Here is a 22,504-nt window from a genome sequence, read left to right on the forward strand (position 1 = left end):
CATAGACTTTGAAAGATGATCACAGCGACCAGCGCAGGCTGGCGGTCACACTGGGTCCGACGCGTCCCAGCTGCAGCAGGCGCCGCGTGTCATGTTCGTAGGCCAGGTCGGTCGTGTCGGTCAGGTTCGAGGCGGCGATCACCAAGGCGCCGCCCGATCCGATATCGAACGAGGCCTGGGCGTCCAGATAGCCGGCCGCGCCGACGGTGAAGTCGGACACCCCTCCCCCCTGCATGTCCGCCTCGGACCGGAAGGCGGACCGCCAGGACCAGGACAGGCCGACCGCGACCGGTCCCCGTTCGAAGAAGGGATTGATCGAATAGGCCCGGCGCGACACCCCGGCCAGGCTGCGCCCTCCAGGTCCATGGCCGTCCGTGAAGGTGCCGCTGGCCCACAGGCCGAAACCGGAGGGCAGCCGGCGATGAAGCCCGATCTCCAGCCCCCGGCTGGTGGCGCGCCCCAGATTGGCGGGCCGGGACATCAGCACCTCGGCGCGCACCAGGGGACCGGCGCGGGTCTCGAACACAAGGGTCTCTGGGGTCTCCACCAGCCCGATGAAATCGTCGATCGCCTTGTGGAAGATCGCGATGCTGAGCGCGCCCTGCGGAAAGCTCCACTCGTAGGAGGCGTCGAGATTGGTCGACATATAGGGGCTGAGATCCGGGTTTCCGCCGACCCCGGTGAAGATCGACCCCGGAGATGGAGCGTCGATCTCCGCCTGTCCCCGCTCGTAGATGTTCGAGACGAGGGAACTGGCGGGCACGGTCGCCACACGCAGATCGGCCAGCGACGGCCGGGTCATCGTCCGCGATGCGGCGAGCCGCAGCCGCCGCCCCTGATCAAGGTCGAAGGCGATGTTGAAACTGGGCAGAAGGGCCGTGTCGGCGCCAGTGTGCGACACTGGACGGATAGCCGCCACGCCGTTCTGCCCCGCGTTCAGAAACGCCCCGTTCACTTCCGTCCGCGTCGTGACCAGACGAAGTCCGAAGTTGCCGAAGAAGGGTGTTCCGGCGGCCTGTCCCTCGAAGTCGGCCCGGCCGTATACAGCGCCCACACGCTCTCCGACCGCGTAGGAGTTCTGCAGATCCGCGCCGGTCGGGACCAGGGCGTCAGGGCCCACGCTGAGAGCGTCGCTTTCCCCGAGAATCAAAAAGGCGTCCTGAAACAGGTCGAAGTCTGCCGCAGCCCAGCGCCCCGGATGGCGTCGGATCAATTCGTCGAATACGCCGTCATGAACCCGCGCGCCCAGAAAGGCGGGCGTCACCTCCGCTCCGGGCCTTAGCGCCGCTTCGCGATCCCGCCTCTGATAGTCCCGTGACCGGTCGCTGATCTGGCCGCCGAACCGCACGTCGACAAGATCCATAACCCCCAGCGGCACATCCACCGGACGCCGCATGTCGACAAGCGCCGTAAGGTCTTCGTCGACAGACTCGATGGCACGCACGCCCAACCGTCTAAATACAAAGGCCGAAGCGTCGGTGAGGTCGAGGTCAGTCTCCAGCAGCGCCGCCTGCCGGTCAGACGCGGCGTCGCGGACGTCAAACCCATAGGCGGGCGGCGCAATCGACCGAAAGGAAATCCGCTCCAGCGGCGTATCCAACCGCGATCGCGCACGGGACAGACTGATCCGAGGCTTGAGCGTCCATTCGCCGAGCGTCACCGTCGCCACGCCGGACACCACGACGTTCAGATGCGCCTGGTCCGAAAATTCGGTGTTGTTGTCGATCGTGCCGACCTGAACAGAACCTGCCGTGACCACGCCGTCATGAATGACCGCCGACGCATCGGCCGCCTCCAGCAGAGCACCCAATCCATAGGCGATCCTGTCCTCACGAATAGTGTTGTCGAAGGTCGACACCAGGCTGTCGAACCTCAGTCGAACCGATGGCGACGCCCGCCATTCCCCGCCCAGAAAAACGCTGCGCCGCAGCCGATCCTCGTGTTCGACGGTCGTGCGGACGTCGTTCGGCGCCATGACGTCGTCGTCGCCGATCCTTACCGCCGTATAGCGCCCGACTTGGAAGCGGTCGTAGAGGACAGACCGCCCCTCCTGAGACATCCCGCCGACCAGCCCCCAGTCCCCGCCCCCGGACACGAACCGCCCCGCGACGGAGATATCCGTCTCCGGCCGGCGCGTGCGGGCCTCGATCGCCGCACCCGCCCTGACGCTAAGAAAGGGATCGCCGTCCAGCCCCCCGATGGTCTCGATGTCGATATTCGACCCAATCCCGCCCTCGATCAGATCGGGCGTCGCCGACTTGGTCAGTTGCGCCCCCGCCAGCAGATCGGCCGACAGGGCGCGGAACCGGAACTGCCGGCCGCTCTGGGTCGAGTTGCGGATGTTCTCATTGAAGGCGACCGGCGCCCCGTTCAGCGTCACCGACTGAAACAGCGGCCCCAGCCCCCGAACACTGACGAACTGCCCCTCGCCCACCTCGCGCTCGATGGCCACGCCGGGCACGCGCTGCAAGGCCTCGGCCAGGTTGGCGGCGGGAAGCTCGCCTATCCGGGTCGAGGACGCGCTGTCGGATATGACATCCGCGGCCTGTTTGCGGCGCAGGGACTCTTCAATCTGCTCGGACAACCGCCCCACCACAGTGATCGATTCCAGCTCAGCAGCCAGGACAGGCAGCGGCTCGGGCGTCGCCGAGGCCTCCATCCAGACGCGCACCCCACGGGCGCCGATGAACCGGTGCCTCAGGCCCGTTCCTTCAAGCATCTGGCGCACGGCCGCGCGCCAGGACATCCGTCCCCGAACCGGCCGGCTTCGCCGCACCTCGTCCGGAGGCGCGACAAACGCCAGTTCGCATCCGGCCGAAACGCAGAGCTGCACCAGGGCGCGTCGGGCGTCTTGCGCAGGGATGTCGAAGTCGCGCATTCCCTCCTGCGCCTGAGCGGACGAGGTCCATCCGCCGACAGTCAGGAAAGACAGAGCTGCGACCATCGCGACCACGTCACGTCGCGCACCGAACGGCGTCGATGGTGCGGGCGGTTTCACGCGGGCCGTGCCTTGCGACAAGAGGGCGAACAACAGAAGCGCAACGCTTAGCGCGCTTGCGTGACAGCTCTACGATAGACCTAGTCGGCGCGGATCAGGGCGCGACCGTCGGCGGTATGTTCGACCGTGATCGGCAGCAACGCGTCCATGCGATCGATCAGGCCCGCCTCGCCGATCAGGGGCAGGACGGCCGTCACCCTCATGTCAGCCAGGGCAGGATCCGCGATGACCATCGGCGTGCCGGCGTACCGTCCCGCCTCATCGATCACCACCGACAGCGGCGTGTCGTGGAAGACCAGCCTGCGCTCACGCCAGGCGGTGGCGGCCTCGACGTCGATCCGACGTACACGCAGTCCGTCCCGTCCCGGGGTGAACACCGCCTGCTGGCCAGGCGCCAGGACCACGGCCCGCTCCAGCGCGCGCGCCTTGCCGATGTCCGTACGGCCGATGGCGACCCGCCCTTCCAGCAGGGACACCTCAGCCTGATCTTTCCTCAATGCGACGGCGAACCGCGTGCCCGTGACGATCACCCGGCGATCCTCGACGGCGACCTGGAAGGGCTGTTCGGCATTATGGGCGACGTCGAAATAGGCCGCGCCCTGCAGCAGCACCACACGCCGGGCGTCACGGCCGTAGGCGACCTGAATCCGCGTATCGGCGTCCAGAGTGACGCGAGACCCGTCTTCAAGCGCGACATCGGTGATCTGACCCGGCGCACTGGCATAGAGACGACCCGCCCGAACAGGCGGCTCATGGCCCAGGCCGGGGAGAACCAGGACAAGAGCCGCCAGAGCCGCGACCGCGCCCGTCGCCAGGCCGCCAGCGATCAAAAGGCGCCTCTGCGATCGGACAGTCCCGCGGCCCCGCAGCCGCGCCAGATCGGCCGAGAAGGCTCCGCTCAGCGGCGACAGCTCCGCCAGGCCGGCCTTGGCGGCCTCGTACTGGCTTAAGTGGTCTGCGTCCGCTTCCAGCCATTCGAGGAAAGCCGCCTGATCACGCGCGGAAACATCGGGCCGACGCATGCGCGCCAGCCAGGCTTCGGCAGTCTGCGGCCGACGATCGAACAGGGATGTCAGGCGCTGGATCATGCGCGAACAGAACGCTCCGGAGCGCGGCTGGGGGATACGGCGCCGACGCCTTCAATAGTCACAACGACAGTTTCGCCGCACACCTCAGCCATCCCGTGAAATCTTCAGCTGACGGAGGGCTTCGGCGATATGTTTCTCGACCATGCTCACCGACACGCCCAGGCGTTTGGCGATCTGGCCGTAGGTCTGATCCTCAAACCGGTGCAGCAGGAAGGCGTCTCGAGTTCGCGGCGGCAAGGCGCGGATCACCCGGGCTGCGGCGGCCAGATTCTCGCGTCCGATCAGATGCTGGTCGGCGGCCGGCGTATCGCAGGCGACGGCGCGGGGCCCGGCGTCCAGCGAATGAATATCGTCGGTCCCGCGAACACCCGCCCGGCCCGCCGCCTTCCAACGGTCCGTCTGCAGATTGCGGGCGATGACGAACAACAGGGGCCGGGCGTCGGGCCCGGACAGGTCATGTCCCGCCCGGTGAAACCGCGTAAGGGCTTCCTGCACCACGTCCTCGGCATCCTCGACCGACAGCCCCTTGCGCTGGACATAGGCCATCAGGTCGCGACGCAGGGCGGCGAAGATTTGATCAACCGCCATCGTCGCCTCTTCGCCGGGCGTCAGGCGAGAATGTGCGAAGACGCCCCCTCCTCGCGGAAGGGGCGTCGCGCCAGGCTTTGTCCCGAGGCGTGACCCCGCCGCCCCAAGGGGCGAACGCGGTCTCGCGGCCGGGGAAGGCGGCGGACGACGTCAATCGCCCCCCGCCTTCAACATGACAGTCGCGCGTTGGAATGGATCAGAACTCCATCCGCAGGCCGAAGTTGATGCGGCGTCCCGACTTCTCGTACATCGTCGGGAAGGACGGATCCAACGTATAGCCCTTGGTCGCCTCGTCCGTGACATTGATGCCTTCCAGGTTGATCTGGAGGCTGTCGGTCACACGGTAGCTGGCCGACAGATCGACCTGACCGTAGCCCTCGCGGGTGATCGGATACATTTCGTAGCCGATCCCTTCGACATAGGCGTCCTTGTAGTTGTATGACGCACGCGCCTGGAGCTTGGCGTTCTCGTAGAACAGGGTGACGTTGTAGGTGTTGTCGGCCAGACCGATGGGCGGCGTGGGAATGCCCAGGGTCGAGGAGCCGGTGAGCGAGCTGTCCAGCACCGTATAGTTGGCGTTGATCCCGAACCCTTCCAGCGGCGAGAAGAACTGGCCGAACGGCACCACGGCGACCAGTTCGACGCCGCTGACCTCATAGGAGCCGGGCTCATTGATCGGCTGATAGACGTCGAAGGTGTAGACGCCGTCGATCGAGCCGTTGGCGTTGTACTTGGTCACGTTCGGCACCGTGCCCGTCAGGGCCTGACGCACCACGCCCTCGATCTCCTTCCAGAAGTAGGAGACCGCCAGCAGGCCGCCGTCGCCCAGATACTGTTCCAGGCCCACTTCCCATTGCTTGGCGTAGGTCGGCTTCAGATTGGGGTTGCCGTCGGTGAAGCGGAACGAGTTCCAGCTGGCCGTGCGCTTGTAGGCCAGGTCGGACAGGGCCGGACGGATCAGGGTCTCCGACGCCGCGGCGCGGACGATCAGGCTCTCCGTCAGGTCGGCGGTGATGTTCAGGCTGGGCAGCACCTTGTCATAGCTGCCGTCGCTGGACACCGGCTCGGGCGTATAGCCCGTGGTGCCGTTCGGGTTCTGGATCTGGTGATAGCCCGACGAGGTGATCGAGGTATCCACATAGCGCGCGCCGCCATTGACCGAGACCGGCACGGGCCCCAGGTCGAACTCAAGGTCGGCCATAGCGTAAGCGGCCAGAACTTCTTCCGTCACTTCGTAGTAATCGCCGACGTTGAACGGGGTGAAGAAGCCGTCGTAGCGGAAGGTGCGACGGGCGTAGTCGTTCGAAACCTGGCTCCAGGTCAGGTCGCGGATGCTGTAGGAGCCGCCGGGGACCAGATCCCCGATCGTCGTCAGTTCGCTCTGCGACATCGGGCGTCCCAGATAATCGACCTTGCCCGCGCCGGAGCCCTGGATGTTCAGCGAGCCATACTGGCGCTCTTTGGACTTGTCCGTATAACGCCCGCCGACCTGGACGCTCTTCAGCGCCGGGAAGAAGCTGAAATCAAGGTATTTGGTGAAGTCGACCTGGGCGGCGTACTTGTCGTCGTTAATCTCTTCGTAGGTGGTCTCATAGCCTTCGAACAGATAGCTCGACGGCGAGTTGTACATGTCGATCGAAGCCGGATTGGCGCTCTTGATCGTCTCGCCGCCTTCGGCTGTCCAGCGCGTCCGCGAGGGCGCATAGGCCGTGTGCTTCAGGTTGGAATAGTCCAGCGTCTTCTCGGCGCCCGAATAACCCGCGATGGCGTGCAGCTTCCAGCTGTCGCCGCTCCAGTTCAGCTCGGTTCCGAACTGCTGGTAGTCGGTGTTGTTGATCCGCTCCTTGCTCAGCATCTCGTGCTGGGTCGCGGTGTAGGAGACGTCGCGCAGCACGACCATGCCGTAGTCGGCCAGGGTGGTGGCGTCATATTCGTGGATGGTCTCCAGGGTCGAGCGGCTGGAGGCCGAATAGGCCGCCGCATCATACTCGTCCTCGGTGGTCTCATAGCTGCCGACCATGGCGTCGAAGGCCAGGCTGAAGTTTGACGACGGGCGATACTGCAGCGCGACCGTGCCGCCCCACTGGTCCTGGGTGTTCAGATAGGCGCGGTCGCCGACCTTGTCCTGAAAGATGATGCGGTTGGTGACTTTGGTGTCGGCGCGGTTCGGCACCGAGATGCCGGCGTCGCGCAGCAGAACCGCAGCCGCCTGGGTGCCCCGCGTCCCGGTGGACGTCGCCAGGAAGCGCGACATCGGGCGGAAGTTGATGCCCGATTCCGAGTCGGTGCGGTTGGTCCGGCGGGCCGTCGAGAAGGACACCAAGGCGCCGAAATCGCCCCAGGTGTCGCTGGCCAGGAAGGCGATCTTGGGATCGACCTCTTCGGAGATGGAGTTGTAGGCGCCCTCGACCGAGCCGACGACCCGGCGTCCGGCGTAGTCGAACGGACGCGCCGTCGAGATATTTACCGAACCGGCGATGCCGCCCTCTTCGTCGGCGGCGCGCGGCGACTTCTGGACCGTCACCTGCTGGAGGATTTCCGAGGCGAAGATGTCGAACTCGACGTCCCGGCCGCCGCTGCCCGAAGCAGTCGCCAGGCCGTTGATGCTGACGAAGGTGAACTCGGTGGGCAGACCGCGCACGTTGACGCGCTGGCCCAGGCCCCTGTTGCGTTCGATCGTCACGCCGGGGATGCGCTGCAGCGCCTCGGCCAGGTTCTGCTCGGGGAAGTTGGCGACGTCGGTGGCGACGATCGAGTCCGAGAAGCCGACGGTCTTGCGCTTGATGTCCACCGCCTCTTCGAGGCTGCGGCGATACGAGCCAGTGACGACGATCTCGTCCAGCGTGGCTTCGGCCTGGCTCGCCGCAGTTACGGCGGCCGGTTCGGCGGCCTGCGCCAAGGCGACGAACGGCGTTGCGGCGACCACGGCGAACGCCGTCGTGCCCAGAATTCGGTTCTTCATTTGAGTAGCCCCCAGTGAGTTCTAGGCGCTTCAACGACGGGCCCTCAGCCCCCCTCAATGTGTGACAGGGCTTTTCATTCAAACTTCACGGCCCTGTCTTGTTCGACCGATTTTGACACGAAAAACGGCCCGCAGGCGCATCCTGCGGGCCGTCGATCATGCGCCTCGATGTTCGCCGGCTCAGCCGCCGTAGCTGCGCCCGCCGCCGCCGAAACCGCCGCGCGAAACGACCGTCGTGCGGCTTTGAACCCGCGTCGGCGCCTGGCGCGCCACATCGCCATGCTCGCGGGCGTTGGTAATGGTCCGACCGGTGCGATAGTCGCGGTAGGTGTAGCCGCCGCCGTAGCCATTCGAATAGCGGTCCTGGCGGTCGCGATACAGCGGGCCGCCGCCGCGATAGCCGCCGCCGTTCAGCAGCTGGCCGACGACGAAACCGGCCAGCAGCGGCGTGAAGAAGGAGCCGCCGCCCTGATTGTTCGGCTGGCACTGCGACGGCCCCCACTGGCCTTCGCACTCCTCGCGCGTGGCGTATCGAGGCGCTGTCTTGGCCGCCTCTTCCTGGGCCTTGGCGAGGGCGGCGTCGCACTGGTCGTCGGGGATGTCATTGGCGGTGCGGCATTCCTCCAGGGAGGCATAGGCCAACGCCGGCACAGGCTCAGCTTGAGGCGCCGGAACGTCGGGGGCGCCGCAGGCGGCCAGCGAGAAGCTGGCGGTGGCCATCAGACTGCTGACGTGCAGCACGCGCGACCTCTTCAGCCGCCGCATGGTGGTGGTTTGGGGCAGGTCGCCCGGTTCCTTTTTGGGGTCGGTCATGGCGGTCACGACGTCATGCAGGCGGCGTTCAGCAAGCCGACGCAAATGGAGATGGAGGCCAGATAGACGGCCGCCGCGATCTCGCCCGCCTCGATGCGCGCCACCAGATTGCGGAACGCCATGCGGCTGATGGCCACGAAGACAACGATCTGGATGATGCCAGCCAGCAGGGCCCAGGCCGCGAACTCCATCAGGCTCACCGTATGCGACAGGGCGGAGGCCAGGGGCAGGACATAGCCGATCAAGGCCCCGCCCAGAGCGATGGCGGCGGCCGTATTGCCTTCGCGGATCAGCGTGTGTTCATGATACGGCGTGACCCACTGGTAGACCAGTTTGAACGCCAGGGTGAAGGCGCCGGCCGCCGCGAAGGCGATGATGAAGGCGATCGCCCCCTGCTGAAATATGAACCAGTCGAACATTCTGTCTTGCCCCTCGATGTGCGCCCTCAGGCGCGGAACTCGGCCATTTCCAGCGGAATGCCGATCATGATTTCGTGCGTCGTCTCGCCGCCCTCGGGCTGTTGCTCCAGGGCGATCATCAGTTCGCGCCCGTCCGCCAGTTCCCGCGCGTAAAGCATGCAGGTCTGGAAGATCTTGGCATAGGGTTTGGTTGCGGCCCGGTCGTCCCAGATCGTCTCCCATAGAGTGACCGGCGGCTGGACGGCGTCGCTCTCGGCGAACCAGAAACGCGGATAGTCGGGCAGTTCCTCGGCCGCCCCATGAAACACCGGCGCCGACAGCCGGTCGCGCCAGATCCGGCGCTCGCGCTCGCCCGGCGGATAGGCCGAGGTCCAGGGGATGAACAGGCTGAAGTCATAGGATTCCAGCCCCGCCTCGTCGTCGCTCATGGCCTGAAGCATGACGTGGTCGTCGGTATAGAAACGATGGACGAACTGCCCGCCGTCCAGGCTGACTAGACCCTGGGCCGAGATGTCCAGCACGTCCCGATCCAGGGTGAAATGGGTCTCGTCCCCCAGCCGACGCCAGGCCAGCGGATCCAGCGACACGGTGCGGCCCACGGTGATATTGCGCACCGTCGCTAGCTTGGAGGCGGGCTCGACCTTGTCCGACGATCCAAAAAGCTTCTTGAACATCTTTACGCGTTTCCGGCCAGGCGGGCCTGATCCAGCCGGGCGGACGAAACATAGAACAAGCGGTCGCCGGCCTCCACGGCCGTTTCCGCCGCCGGGTTGAAACGCGGCGCATCGACGCCCTGCGGCTGGTGCGCCAGCAGAGTTGCGCTGTGCTGGAGCAGCCCCTGGGTCAGCGTCTCGACCGATTGCGCCGCGCCCCGCCACTTCAGGCTGAACAGGGTGGCGCTTTCGTCGAGCTGGCTGGTCAGGGCGCTGATGACCTGACTGGAGCCCGGATCACGCGCCGAACGCGCCAGCATCTCCGGACCGGACGACAAGACGATCTCAACATGCGGGCAGTGCTGAGCCAGAAGCCGCGCGCTGTCGGCGTCTTCGAAGAAGCAGACGATATGCGTCGTCTTCGGCGCCACGGCGGACGCCGCCAGGGTCGCGGTCAAGGTGTCGGAATCAGTGTCGGCGTACACGAGGATCCGGCTGGCCGTCGCCGCTCCGGCGCGGGCCAAGCCTTCGGAGGACGTCAGGCTCTCGCTCTGGACGTACCGGACCCGCGGATCCAGATCGGCGATGACCTGGCGCGTCATCAGGACCAGGGTCTGGGTCGTGTTCAACTCAGCGCACAACTCCCCGATCATCTTGGCCGTTCGGGTCGGGTGATAGCCGATGAGAATGATCGTGTCGGTCATCTTGGAATAGTCTCCCTTTCCGGCTCGTCGCGCACGCCAGATGTCGCCGATGGCGCCCAGCACCTTGGCCACCACAGTGGTGAAGGCCGCAATGGCGCCGGGAAAGATCCAGATGGCGGTGACCAGACGCCCTGCGACGCCTTGCGGGCTGAGATCGCCATAACCTACGGTATAGGCCGTCGTCGCGTACCAGTAGATGAAAGTCACAGGCGGATGAAGCTCGGTCTCTCCCGCCAAGGCCAGCAGGAGCCAGGACGAAACCGCATGGAACAGGATCAGCCCGGTCAGCATCCGCCAGTGCATATCGGCCATGGCGTGAAACGCCCGGTCGAAGATCAGCGCCAGTTTCATCCTCGGCAGCAGCATACCATCCCCTTCTTCGAAGCCAACTGATCGCAGACCCCTAGGCGAAGTCAAGCGTTCATGTTACGCGTTTCATGAAACATGCCCTCAGCCGCTCCACCCTCCTCCGCCGCCAATGATCGCATTCGTGCGTGGCGACAGGCGCGTCGGGCGGCCGGCATGGTGAAGCTGGAGCTCTGGGTGCCCGAATCTGCTCGCGACGACGTGAAGGCCGCCGTCCGCGCCATCGTCACGGATTCCACCCGCGGCCCCCAGCTTGCTGCTCAGCGCCTTGCCGGCCGCTCGCGCCGCCCCACTTCTGATCCCACCACCCCTGGAGACGACCACCCTATGGACGCCGTGATCGAAACACCCTGGACCGTGCCCGCCATCAAGGCGGCGCTGGACGAGTCGGCCCTGCTGCGTGAAGGGGAAATGACCCTGCGCGTGCTTGAGGGCGCGGACGCCGTGCTGCTGGCCACCATGCACGAATACGGCGACCTGCCGGTCTACCTCAGCGTCGGCGGCGCCCAGATCGTCTGCTCGGTGCTGCTGTGGCCCGTCGCAGAACAGGCCGACCGCCACGCCTTCAACGAGTTCCTGCTGAAGGCCCAGCGCGTAGTGCCCCTGTCCAACTTCGCCATCACCAACGTCGGCGGCGAAGACGTGTATGAGCTGATGGGCGAACTGTCGTGCAAGACCACCTTGCAGACCATCCTCATCGAACTGCGCACCCTGGCCGAGAACGCGATCGACGCCACCGAACTGCGTGAAACCTTCGGCGCCGAAGCCGCCTGATCCCGGAAGACCGACCATGTCCATGCTCAGAAAACTCTCCGCCTTGTTCCGCGGTTCGGCCCATGACGCGGCCCAGGGCGTCGTCGACGCCAATGCGCTGAAGATCCTCGACCAGGAAATCCGCGACGCTGACAACGCCCAAGGCAAGGCGCGCGACGACCTCGCCGGCCTGGTGGCCCGCCGCCGCATGGCCGAGAACGAAATGGCCAGCTTCCGCGATCAGATCGCCAAATACGAAAGCTCGGCCCGCTCCGCCCTGGGCCAAGGCAAGACCGACCTGGCCCGCGAAGTCGCCGGCCGCATCGCCGAGCTGGAGGTCGAGATCACCAGCCGCGGCCCGCTGATCGAGGACATGAAGACGGCCGAGACGCGACTGCGCACCGCCATCGCCTCGACCGACCAGAAGATCGAGACGCTCCGTCGCGAGATCGACATCGTCAAGGTCAACGACTCCGTCCAGCGCGCCCAGACCTCGGTCGCCCTGAACTCGGCCGGCGCCCAGTCGCGTATCGGCTCGGCCGCCGACAGCCTGCAACGCATCAAGCAGCGCCAGGCCATCCAGGAAGAAAAGCTCAACGCCAGCCAGGCCCTGGAAGACCGCCGCACCGGCGCCGACCTGGACGCCAAGCTGCGCGAAGCCGGCATCCTGCCCGGTCATTCTTCGGCCGACGACGTTCTGGCCCGCCTCAGCCAGCCGGACGTAACCGTGGTCACGCCGCGCATCGGCCAATCGACCCCCGACAAGGACCCGGCCTGAACCATGGAGCGTCTGCGCTTCGATCCCCGCACCGACTGGGACGCCAAGGCCGAGGAACTCGGCTTCACCTGGCGCCATACCGACGGCAAACCCTATTGGGACGAGACGGCGGCCTACGCCTTCTCGCTGCCCGAGATCGAGGACGGGATCGAAGCGCCGACCGAGGAACTGCACGGCCTGTGCCTGGAGCTGGTCAATGAGGCCGTCCAGTCCGAGCGGCTGATGGAGCAGCTCGATATTCCCGAGACCATGCGGGACTATGTGGCCGCCAGCTGGAAACGGGGCGATGCGTCCCTCTACGGCCGGTTCGACTTCGCCTATGACGGCAAGGGTCCGGCCAAGCTCTACGAATACAACGCCGACACCCCGACCAGCATCTATGAGACGGCGGTGTTCCAGTGGTTGTGGCTGGAGGACCAGATCGCGGCCGGCGCCCTGCCCGCCGACGCCGACCAGTTCAACAGCCTGCACGAGAAGCTGGTCGACCGCTTCCGCGCCATCTTCCCCAACGGCGGCTTCGTCCACTTCGCCTCGGACGCTGAGTTCGTCGAGGACCGCCAGACCGTGCGCTTCCTGGAAGACCTGGCGCGTCAGGCCGGGCTGGAGCCCCAGTTCGTCGCTATCGACCAGATCGGTCTCAACGCCGAAGGCCGGTTCGTGGACCACGAGAACTGGATCATCCAGGCGATGTTCAAGCTGTATCCGTGGGAGCAGATGCTGCGCGACGAATACGCCGCCCCCCTGCCCACCGCCGAGGTCACGGTGCTGGAGCCGGCCTGGAAGAGCATCCTGTCCAACAAGGCCATCCTGCCTCTGCTGTGGGAACGGCACAAAGGCCACCCCAATCTGCTGGAGTCCTATTTCGAGGGCGATCCGGCCGAGGCGACGCTGGGCTCATCCTATGTCCGCAAGCCCCTGTTCTCGCGCGAGGGCGACAATGTCGAACTGATCGACCAGGGGCTCAGCGCGGCCGAGGTCGTGGACGGCGGCTATGGAGAGGGACGCTACATCCGCCAGGCCCTTTGCAATCCCCCCCTGTTCGACGGCAACCACGTCATCGTCGGCTCCTGGGTCGTAGGGACCGAGCCCGCCGGCATCAGCCTGCGCGAGGACACGGGCCGTATCACTCGCAACACCTCGCGCTTCGTGCCGCATTTCATCCGCACGTGATCAGAACCAGGCGTCCTGCATCGCCAGGGTGGTGTCGTCCTTGCTGACCAGCAGGTCCAGCATCGGTCCGATCTTGGGAAGTTCCCAGCGGAAGAAGTAGCGGGCGGCCTGGCGCTTGCCGTCGTAGAAGTCGCCGGTCTTGCCCGTCGCCGCCAGCGCCTGCTCCAGCCAGATCCAAGCCAGCACCGTATGGCCCACGGCCTCCAGATAGGTCGAGGCGTTGGCCAGGGCCCGCTCCGGATCCCCGTCGCGCCACACCGTCGCCGTGACCTCGCCGATACGGACCATGGCCTTGGCCAGGGCCTCGCCATAGGGCTCCAACTCGGGGTCGCCCGACACCCGCGCCACCGTCGCCAGAACAGTCTCGCCCAGCAGCTTCAGCCCCGAGCCGCCGTCCATGATCGCCTTGCGGCCCAGCAGGTCCAGCCCCTGGATCCCATGCGTCCCCTCGTGGATCGGGTTCAGCCGGTTGTCGCGATAGAACTGTTCGACCGGATAGTCGCGGGTATAGCCGTATCCGCCCAGCACCTGGATCGCCAGGCTGTTGCCCTCCAGGCACCACTGCGACGGCCAGCTCTTGGCGATGGGCGTCAGCATGTCCAGCAGCCGCCCGGCCCGTTCCCGCTCGGCCGCATCCTCGGCCGTCGTCTGATCATCAGTCAGCCGCGCGCAATACAGGTTCAGCCCCAGCGCTCCCTCGGCGTAGGCTTTCTGCGCCAGCAGCATGCGGCGCACATCGGCGTGCTGGATGATCGGCACGGGCGGACTGGCGGGATCCTTGGCCGACAGAGGCCGTCCCTGCGGCCGGCCGCGCGCGTAGTCCAGGGCGTGCAGATAGCCGGTATAGCCCAGGGCCGCCGCGCCCGCCCCCACGCCGATCCGCGCCTCGTTCATCATGTGGAACATGGCGGCCAGCCCCTGATGCGGCGCCCCGACCAACCAGCCGACCGCGCCCCCCTGCCCGCCCGGCGCATGCCGCCCCTCGCCGAAGTTCAGCAGGGTGTTGGTCGTGCCGCGATAGCCCATCTTGTGGTTCAGCCCGGCCAGGACCACGTCGTTGCGCTCGCCCGGCGCGCCGCTCTCGTCCAGCAGGTGTTTGGGAACCACGAACAGCGAGATCCCCTTCACCCCCGCCGGCGCCCCCTCCATCCGGGCCAGAACCATATGGACGATGGTTTCGGACAGGTCGTGATCCCCGCCCGAAATCCACATCTTCGACCCGAACAGCCGATAGCTTCCGTCGGCCTGCGGAACCGCGCGGGTGCGGATATCGCCCAGTGACGATCCCGCCTGCGGCTCCGACAGGCACATGGTGCCGAAGAACCGCCCCTCCAGCATCGGCCGCACATAGGCGTCGATCTGCGCGGCCGTGCCATGGGTCTTCAGCAGATTGGCCGCCCCAATGGTCAGGAACGGATAGGCCGCCGTGCCGACATTGGCCGCCTGAAACCAGGCGAAACCGGCGCGCTCGATCACATTGGGCAGTTGCAGCCCGCCCAGCTCATAATCCTGCGACGCCGAAAACAGACCCGCCTCGCGGAACGCCGCCAGGGCCTGAGCCACCTCGGGGATCATCGTCACCCGCTCGCCGTCAAAGGTCGGCTCGTTCTGATCGGCCTTGCGGTTGTGGGGGGCGAAGGCGTCCGCCGCGATCTGGGCGCAGGTGTCCAGCACCCCGTCGAACGACACCCTATCATGATCTGCGAACCGCGCCCGCTGCGTCAGCCGCTCGACCTCCAGCCATTCATACAGAATGAAATCCAGATCGCGCCGGGACAGAATCAGCGAGGCGTCGGACATGCGAAGTCTCCGAAGACGCCGTCTTGCGGCGACAGCCGCCCAGCCTAGGTCGCCGCCCCGCAGGCGGCAAGCGCGCCCTCAGCCGGCGCCCTGTTCCGCGACCAGATGCTGCAGCACCCGCTTCTCCAGCACCAGCAGAGCGCCGGCGCCATTGGTACGCATCACCAGCCCCGCCGCCAGCGGGCTGATGGCCTGATGCGCGGCCCCCGCCAGACGAACGAAATCGGGTCGCGCCCGCCCGCTGACGCCGTGCAGCGCGCACAGCTGGCGCCAATCCTGGACAAAGCCCGCCAGCACCGCCCGGAACCGCTCGGCGCGCGCCCGAGCGTCGGCGCTGTCGAGGGCGGGCGTCAATTCGTCACACAGATCATCCACCAGCCACTGCACCTCCGCCGCCGGCATGACAGCGAACCTCTGGTCAGCCTCGGTCAGCAGGTGCGACGGCGCGGCCGGATCCCAGCCCACCGTCCGCCACTGGTCACGCGGCGGCGTCTTGCCGCAGGCGAACTGCCAGAACGACGCCGTGCCTGTGGTGTCCGCGACCAGGTGGATCCGCTCGGCCTCGGACCTGTTCTCCACATGGTGCCGCCGCCAATTGTCAAAAATCCAGGCTTCTCCCGCCCCCATGTGCACGGCCTCGCCGTCGCAGTGGAAACGTACCTCGGGCCGGGTGCACACCGGGATGTGCAGCCGCACCCGCGTATGCCAATGATAGTTGATGTCGGCATGTTCCGGCACGCTGGCCCCGGCCGCGAGACGCATCAGCCGCGACCGGCTCCACACCACGCCGAAGCCCGCCAGCACCTTACGCAGATAGGGCATCTGCTCCAGCCAGCGGGTTGGCGACATCTGTCCATGGACCGAATCCGTTTCCACTCCGCCGGCGCTGATCAGGCGGGCCGCGCTGTTGCCATGCACGCGATCCGGATGCGGCCCCCACGCCTCGTTCGGCAGGGCCGAGACCTCGGCCTGCAGACGCTCGACGTCGAACAGGACCGGAAGCTGATAGAAGGGCTGCGACAATCGCATGGGGTCAGTTCCTGTAACGGATCAAGGCGTCGCCCAGCGCGGCCTGAAGCGGCGCGAGCCAGGGTTCGTAGTTGCGCCACTGCGCCAGGCCGTCTCGGCTGATCGGTCGCCGCACCTGTTCTGAACTAGGCGTGCGCACGCTGCGCCGGGTCTGATGGAAGTCCAGACAGGCCGGTTCGAACGCCAGTCCGCAATGCTCCAGCATGCGCCGTATCCCGCCTTCCAGATCCTCGACCAGATCCTCGTACTGCACCCGAAGCACCCGTCCCGGCAGCACCTCGTCCCAATGCCGCATCAGTTCCAGATAGCCACGGTAATAGCGGGCGATGTGGTCGATATCGTAGGTGAATTCCTGATTGGTCGTGCCGAACAGCTGTTTCAGATTGCTGAAGCAGCAGGCCATGGGTTCGCGCCGCACATCGATGATCCTGGCCTTAGGCAGGATCAGATGGATCAGGCCGATATGCCAGAAATTGTTCGGCATCTTGTCGATGAAGAAGGGCCTCCCGTCCCGGCGGTAGGACCGTGTCTCGGCCAGGAACCGTTCGCCCAGAGCCCGCGCCTGATCCGCCGACAGCTGAAGCACGGCCTTAGGCCGCACGGGCAAACCGCAGTCCGGATCACGCCCGAACAACTCGCCCGCATACCGACCGATCTCCGTCAGCTCCTGGGTCCCCTCGACCTGGGAATGGGAGGCCAGTATCTGCTCGATCAGCGTCGATCCCGATCGCGGCAGCCCCAGGACGAAGACGGGATCGGCGTCGGGCGCGCCCCAGTCGGCGCGGTCGGCGAACACCTCGGCCGTAAACGCCTGGGCGGTGCGCACGGCGCAGGCCTCCGCGACCTCCGGCCTGTACCGCCCCAGCGAACGCCGGACCCCGTTGCCCTCGGCGTACCAACGCCACGAAGCGGCATAGTCCGCCCGATCCTCCAGCGCCTTGCCCAGGGCGAAGGCCAGATAGACCCGGTCCATCTCCTGCAGATCCGTCCGCGCCGCTGCGGCCTTGAGCCGCTCAATGTCAGCATCAGAGAAGCTGTGGATCTTCAGATTGGCTAGGCTGAACCAGGCGACGCCATAGTCGGGCCGCGCGGCCAGGGCGGCGCGATAGTCGGCCACCGCCTCCTCCAGCCGACCCGTGACCTTCAGGGCGTTCGCACGCCACAGCCTCAGCTCCGCCGTCTCGGCGCCGACCACGGGCGCCCCGTCCAGCAGCCGCCGATAAATCTCGATCACCGGCTCATAGTCGCCCAGGGCGACGCAGGCGGCGGCGAACAGTTTCAGATAGTCTCGCCGCTCCGGTTCTCGCTCCAGCAGCCGCTCCGCCTCGCGCCGCGCCGCCTGCGGCTTCTGCCGCTGCAACAGCATCATGGCGTAGTCGAAGCGCGCGGCCTCATAGTCCGGCGCGGTCGCCAGCACGCCCTCCAGCAGGGCCTGCGCCTCGTCCGAAGCGCCACAGGCCAGACGAATACGCGCTAGCAGCCGCAAGGCACCGGCCGACGGCCCCTCGCGGTCCAGGACATCACGGATGACCGTCTCGGCCGCCGTCAGATCGGCGTCGGCCAACAGACTGTCCGCCGCCACGATCTCCGGCGGCAGACGCCTCAGCATCGCCAGCCTCTGCGCCGCGCCGTCCGCCAGCCCCGCCTCGCCCCGCATCCGGTGCAGCTGTTCCAGCATATCCCAGCTGGCCGGCAGGCTGGGGTTCAGCCGAACCGCCTCCCGCAACGCCTCCAGCGCCGCCGCCGCATCGCCCATGACGACATGACAATGGCCGCGTTCCTGAAGCCCCCGGCTGAACCGTGGATACAGGGCGTGCAACCGGTCCAGCACCGCCAGCGCCTCGGGCGCGCGACGCGCGACGCGCAGGTCTCTCGCCCGGCGCAACAGGTCATCGCGTTGCGTCGTCCCGCCGTCGATCTCAGCCGCCGCCGTCATCGCGGCGCGCCGACCGCCAGCAGCGGCGCCAGCCAATCCGGATCCGGCTGGTCCGCGTCATAGTATTCGAAAATCAGATGAATACGGTCCGTCGCGCCGCCGTTTTGCACCCAATGCGGTCCCAGATTATTGACCTCCACCGCCACCCCGACCGGGAACCGGTGCTCCTGGCCGCCGAAGAAGGAGACGACCTCCGGGTTGGTCGTGATCGGCACATGGATCTTGTGCGGCCATTTGGCGGCCGGGTTGGCGTCGATATGAGGATGGATCACGCCCCCCGCCGGCATCCGGGCCAGCATCACGCGGGGGAAGACGCCGCGCCCATAGCCATAGTCCTGAACCGCCTGGGCCAGCACCGGCTCCAGCAGGGCGCGCCACTCGCCCCAGAGCGGGCGATCATGCGAACCCCTCCAGTCGCGCGGACTGTCGACGAACCGGAACACGATGTGCCGGGTCTGGTCCAGCACCTCGAACTTGTTTGGCTTGCTGTGGTTTTCCGCGTCCCAGACTACTTCCGGAATCTCGAGCACGGCGGCGTGCAGGGCGGCGATATCGATTGGTCCCAGCTTGCGGATCGTCGCGGTCTTTCGCGGATTGGCGACGGGCGCGACAGTCATGGCGATCACCGCAATCCTTCGAACGAATAGCCGAACAGGTCGATGTCCTGGGCATAGCGGGCCGCGACGCCGTCGATCAGTTCCTGATCATAATAGATCCGATAGTCCTCACGACGGGTGCCGTTCACACGATCCAACGTTCGCGACAGAATGCCGATGCGCGCACACAGGGCGTCATACGACGCCTGCATCTCCTCCACCCGCCCGAACTGATCGGTCAGCAGGGTCTTGCCGTCCTCGTCCACCAGCAGGGAGGACTGGGGCTGAAACAGGATGTGCTGCTCCGGCGGCTGCTGGAACAGGAAGTGTCGCATCACGTCGCGCGGGCGGCGCTGGAAGACGTCGCCGTCCCGCAGCATGAAGGCGCAGTAGGAGACGAAACGGTCGAACGGATTGCGCACGAAGGCGAACTTGAAATAGTCGGCGAAGGCCTCTTCGCCGACGTAGGGCCGAACCTGCCGCAAGGACAGGTGGCCATGGCGGATCGCCGCCAGATCTTCCCAGGGAAAGCGTTTGTCGATGAACAACCCCACCTGTTCCAGGTCCTCATCCCCCATCTGCTCGCGCAGGGCGCGGCGCACGGCATGGGTGCCGGTCTTGGGCACGGCGGCGAAGATGAACCGGTGGCGGTGGGAAACGATCATGCTTCTGGAATCCAGAAAAGGGCGCTCCGCCCCCTACGGGAGCGGAGCGCCCAGCCTAGTCTAAGCCTCGGATCAGAACTTGTAGGTCAGGCCGGCCGTATAGGTCGTTCCGCTCTGGTTCTGATTGTACAGGTACTCGTTCTGACCCCAGAACTGGGTGTCCTTTTCGTTCGTCAGATTGACCGCATCCAGCGTCAGCTGCAGCGCGTCGGTGATGTTGAAGAAGGCCGCAGCGTCGACATAGGTGCCGCCCTCGAAGCCGCGCGTGCTGGCGCTCATGACGCTGTCGTTGCGACCCGAATACCACTTGTCACGGTGGTTCAGCGAAGCACGCGCGCCCCAGTTGTCCGTCTCGTAGTAGACTGTGGCGTTGTAGCTGGTCTTGGAGATGCCGGTCAGCGCGTCGTCGGCGTCCACATAGGTGTAGTTCGCGACAACGCCCAGATTGTCGAACGGCGCCGGCAAGAAGGACAGCTGGCTTTGCGCGGCCAGTTCCAGACCGGTCAGCTGCTTTTTGCCTTCCACGTTCACCGGCATTGAGAACTCGGTGACAATCGTCGAGGCCGTCGCGCCGGGTATCGTCGAGAAGGGCACGCCCGTCTCGCTGAACGGGACGTTCTCAAGCGTCACCGATCCGATGAAGTTCTTGATGTCCTTGTGGAAGACGCTGGCCGACATCAGGCCCACATCGCCGAAATAGTATTCGACGGCGAAGTCCAGGGTGGTGTCCTTGTACGGCTCCAGATTCGGGTTGCCGCGCGACGCGGTGATCTCGCCGGAGTCCGGATCCTGGAAGGCGCTGCCTTCCGCCGCCATCGAGCTGAGGCCCGGACGGTTCAGATTCTGGGTCGCGGAGAAGCGGACCAGCAGTTCCGGCGTCACTTCCAGGACCGAGTTCATGGCCGGCAGAACGCCGTCATAGCCGCCCTCAACGTCGGTCGTGCCCAGATAAGCGTAGCTGTCCCCCTGGATCCAGCCGGTGCTGTGGGTGTCGGTTTTGTAGCCGCGCAGGCCGATATTGCCTCGGAAGCGCCGCCCGGCCAGATCGCTGTCCCAGTCAGCCTGAACAAAGCCCGACAGGGTCTCTTCGGTCGTCTCGTAGACGTTCTCGATGTCCTGCAGCGCGCCGCCGGTGCCGTCCTTGTTCGGCTCCAGACGGTGGTACTCGTTGTACTTGGCGAAGGCCTTGTTGTAGTCCCCGACCAGCCACGATCCGAAAGCGTTGGTGAACACCGAGGTGACGTCGTTGGCGGCCGTGCCGCGCATCTTCGACCGCGTGCCGTTGACGTTGTCGTCGTAAAAGATGTCGATGCCTTCCTGACGGAACTTGTGGTAGGCGACGCCGGCGCGCAGCGTCCAGGTATCGTTCAGTTCGTACCGCGCGTTCAGCTCACCCTCGTGCAGTTCCGATTCATTGCTGAAGGCGCGGTAGTAGAACGAGTCCATCGCGTAGTTGGCCGGATTGGTCGGGTCCCAGTTCGGATATTCGAACGAGGCGGACTGGCCGTTCTCGCCATAGTTGGCGATCAGATTGCCTTTGGCGCGCATATACAGCTTGTCGTCATACGGCGTGTCATAGGTCGACTTTTCCCAACCCACGTGACCGTCGAACTTCAGACGGTCCGACATCTCCCACTCGCCGGTCAGCGCAACCTGGTTGAACTCGTTCTCGTTCAGCGACCGGCGATGCTCGCTGCCGAAGGTCGTGCCCGTGACGTCGGTCATGGTGACGTAGTTGTCGCTGTCCCAGGTCAGGTCATTGATGACCGAAGCCGACTGGAAGATCGACGGCCAGACGCCGCCCGCAGCGGTGTCGAAGGCGACCGAGCCCGTCGAGGACAGAGGACGGGTGGCGAGGTGATACTCGTCACGGCGCGTCGTGAACTCACCGTGCAGGACGTCCAGGGTCAGCTCCATGCCGTCCATCGGACGCCACTGAACCGCCGCCGTCAGACCCAGCCGCTCTTGCTCGGCGTTCCAGGACGAGATGCGGTTGCCGTCGGCGAAATACAGATCGCCGGACAGGAACTTGGCCTGCTCGGCGGCGGACAGGCCGGAGATGTTCAAGCCCTTGGTCACCAAGCCCTGCAGCGTCGCGGCGCTCGGCTTGGAGTAGTTATAGGTGTTGTGCCCCTGCTCCGTCGTCTCGCGCTTGCTGTAGGCGGCCGAGAAGGAGACGCCAAACACATTGTCCCAGTTCTGGGTGAACAGGGCGGCGATGCGCGGCTGGGTATCCTCGGTATATTCGTTGGTCCCGACCTTCAGCGACAGGGCGCCGTCGGCGCCGACGCCGTAGTCGAAGGGCTTGCCGGTGAAGAGACCGACGGTCCCGGCCATGCCGCCCTCTTTCTGAGCCGCCTCAAAGGTCTTTTCGACCTCGACGCGCGAGAACAGTTCCGAAGCGAAAATGTTGAAATCGAACGCGCGGTCGCGCGAGCGCTGGCCGCGGCTGTCCTGAGCGGAGTCGACGTTGCCCAGCACTTCCATGCCGTTCAGTTGCACCCGGGCGAAGTCCGGACCGAGGCCGCGCAGCGAGATGCGACGGCCTTCGCCGGCTTCACGGTTGATCTGCACGCCGGGCAGGCGTTGCAGCGACTCCGCCAGGTTGAGGTCCGGGAACTTGGCCATGTCCTCGGCCACAATGGCGTCGACCTGGATGACCGAGTCCTGCTTGATCGCGCGTGCGTCGCTCAGCGACTTGCGGAAACCGGTGACGATGACTTCGTCCACCTCGGCGGCCGGCGCCTCCTGGGCGAAGGCTGCAGACGCGCTGACGCCGGCGACCGCCGCCGACACCGTCGCCAACAGCACCTTCTTGAGGTTCGGGCCCATGCCCCGAACGGGATATTGCTTCGACATAATCGTGTCCCCCGACAAACTGGTGTGAACCAAGCGGCTCGGTCCGACGCGGCCGTTCTGACCGGCGCCGCCAAGTCCGGCCTCATTAGGTCGCGGGCGTTTCAGTCATGTGACGGTTTGAGGGAATTATGTTGAATTATGTGGTTCAGTGTGGGAATTTCACGCCATTGCCCCACCCACTCTATCCGCTGAAAAACCTGCTTCTTATCAATCTATACGCTCAACGTCCGTTTAGTTTCAGCCTTTTATACCGTACCCGGAACGAAACGATCGAGGCGTCATAACGCCATTCATATGAGAGCCTTAAGGCGAATTATGTGGTTGTGT

Annotated in this window: 17 protein-coding genes; 3 read left to right on the forward strand and 14 right to left on the reverse strand. The window is 65.8% G+C overall.

The features are described from left to right. Positions 1 to 19: 19 nt before the first annotated feature. From ACW17X_RS05005 to ACW17X_RS05040, 8 genes are all read right to left on the reverse strand, one after another. Positions 20 to 2,998, reverse strand: a complete 2,979-nt coding sequence (locus ACW17X_RS05005) for a TonB-dependent receptor (RefSeq protein ID WP_492099941.1) — start codon at positions 2,996 to 2,998, stop codon at positions 20 to 22. 80 nt (positions 2,999 to 3,078) lie between these two features. Next, positions 3,079 to 4,086 carry a FecR family protein gene (locus tag ACW17X_RS05010; RefSeq protein ID WP_492099942.1) on the reverse strand — a complete coding sequence of 336 codons (1,008 nt, stop codon included), beginning with the start codon at positions 4,084 to 4,086 and terminating at the stop codon, positions 3,079 to 3,081. A gap of 84 nt (positions 4,087 to 4,170) precedes the next feature. Further along, positions 4,171 to 4,674 carry an RNA polymerase sigma factor gene (locus ACW17X_RS05015; RefSeq protein WP_492099943.1) on the reverse strand — a complete coding sequence of 168 codons (504 nt, stop codon included), beginning with the start codon at positions 4,672 to 4,674 and terminating at the stop codon, positions 4,171 to 4,173. A gap of 196 nt (positions 4,675 to 4,870) precedes the next feature. Next, a complete protein-coding gene (locus tag ACW17X_RS05020; RefSeq protein ID WP_492099944.1) occupies positions 4,871 to 7,636 on the reverse strand; it encodes a TonB-dependent receptor in 2,766 nt (921 codons plus the stop codon). Between the two features lie 180 nt (positions 7,637 to 7,816). After that, positions 7,817 to 8,449 carry a DUF1190 domain-containing protein gene (locus tag ACW17X_RS05025; RefSeq protein WP_492099945.1) on the reverse strand — a complete coding sequence of 211 codons (633 nt, stop codon included), beginning with the start codon at positions 8,447 to 8,449 and terminating at the stop codon, positions 7,817 to 7,819. A 5-nt stretch (positions 8,450 to 8,454) separates the two neighbouring features. Then, complete coding sequence (locus tag ACW17X_RS05030) at positions 8,455 to 8,868, reverse strand: DUF350 domain-containing protein (protein WP_492086650.1); 414 nt, start codon at positions 8,866 to 8,868, stop codon at positions 8,455 to 8,457. Between the two features lie 26 nt (positions 8,869 to 8,894). Beyond that, entirely contained in the window at positions 8,895 to 9,542 is a 648-nt protein-coding gene (locus tag ACW17X_RS05035) for a DUF2491 family protein (protein ID WP_492099946.1), read from the reverse strand. A 2-nt stretch (positions 9,543 to 9,544) separates the two neighbouring features. After that, positions 9,545 to 10,591 (reverse strand): ion channel, encoded by a 1,047-nt coding sequence (locus ACW17X_RS05040; protein WP_492099947.1) that lies wholly within the window; start codon positions 10,589 to 10,591, stop codon positions 9,545 to 9,547. Between the two features lie 177 nt (positions 10,592 to 10,768). Between ACW17X_RS05040 and ACW17X_RS05045 the strand changes: the two genes are divergently transcribed. Genes ACW17X_RS05045 through ACW17X_RS05055 form a run of 3 tightly spaced genes read left to right on the forward strand, consistent with a single transcriptional unit; the run spans position 10,769 to position 13,292 of the window. Continuing rightward, complete coding sequence (locus ACW17X_RS05045; RefSeq protein ID WP_492099948.1) at positions 10,769 to 11,365, forward strand: YjfI family protein; 597 nt, start codon at positions 10,769 to 10,771, stop codon at positions 11,363 to 11,365. Between the two features lie 16 nt (positions 11,366 to 11,381). Beyond that, positions 11,382 to 12,122 (forward strand): PspA/IM30 family protein, encoded by a 741-nt coding sequence (locus tag ACW17X_RS05050; RefSeq protein WP_035305458.1) that lies wholly within the window; start codon positions 11,382 to 11,384, stop codon positions 12,120 to 12,122. A 3-nt stretch (positions 12,123 to 12,125) separates the two neighbouring features. Beyond that, positions 12,126 to 13,292, forward strand: a complete 1,167-nt coding sequence (locus tag ACW17X_RS05055) for a glutathionylspermidine synthase family protein (protein WP_492099949.1) — start codon at positions 12,126 to 12,128, stop codon at positions 13,290 to 13,292. Here the strand turns inward: ACW17X_RS05055 and ACW17X_RS05060 are convergent, their stop codons facing one another. The 6 genes from ACW17X_RS05060 to ACW17X_RS05085 form a co-directional block, all read right to left on the reverse strand. Further along, on the reverse strand, positions 13,293 to 15,092 hold the full coding sequence (locus ACW17X_RS05060) for an acyl-CoA dehydrogenase (RefSeq protein WP_492099950.1): 1,800 nt from the start codon (positions 15,090 to 15,092) through the stop codon (positions 13,293 to 13,295). It lies immediately after the preceding gene. A 78-nt stretch (positions 15,093 to 15,170) separates the two neighbouring features. Then, entirely contained in the window at positions 15,171 to 16,121 is a 951-nt protein-coding gene (locus ACW17X_RS05065; RefSeq protein WP_492099951.1) for an aspartyl/asparaginyl beta-hydroxylase domain-containing protein, read from the reverse strand. Between the two features lie 4 nt (positions 16,122 to 16,125). After that, positions 16,126 to 18,057: a tetratricopeptide repeat-containing sulfotransferase family protein gene (locus ACW17X_RS05070; RefSeq protein WP_492099952.1), complete on the reverse strand. Its 1,932-nt coding sequence runs from the start codon at positions 18,055 to 18,057 to the stop codon at positions 16,126 to 16,128. Beyond that, entirely contained in the window at positions 18,054 to 18,674 is a 621-nt protein-coding gene (locus ACW17X_RS05075; protein ID WP_492099953.1) for an aspartyl/asparaginyl beta-hydroxylase domain-containing protein, read from the reverse strand. Before ACW17X_RS05075 ends, ACW17X_RS05070 begins: the two co-directional genes overlap by 4 nt. Positions 18,675 to 18,679: 5 nt before the next feature. Further along, entirely contained in the window at positions 18,680 to 19,318 is a 639-nt protein-coding gene (locus ACW17X_RS05080) for a sulfotransferase family 2 domain-containing protein (protein ID WP_492099954.1), read from the reverse strand. A 72-nt stretch (positions 19,319 to 19,390) separates the two neighbouring features. Then, a complete protein-coding gene (locus ACW17X_RS05085; protein WP_492099955.1) occupies positions 19,391 to 22,177 on the reverse strand; it encodes a TonB-dependent receptor in 2,787 nt (928 codons plus the stop codon). Positions 22,178 to 22,504: the final 327 nt, after the last annotated feature.

Source organism: Brevundimonas sp. FV1ye4L, assembly GCF_058681255.1.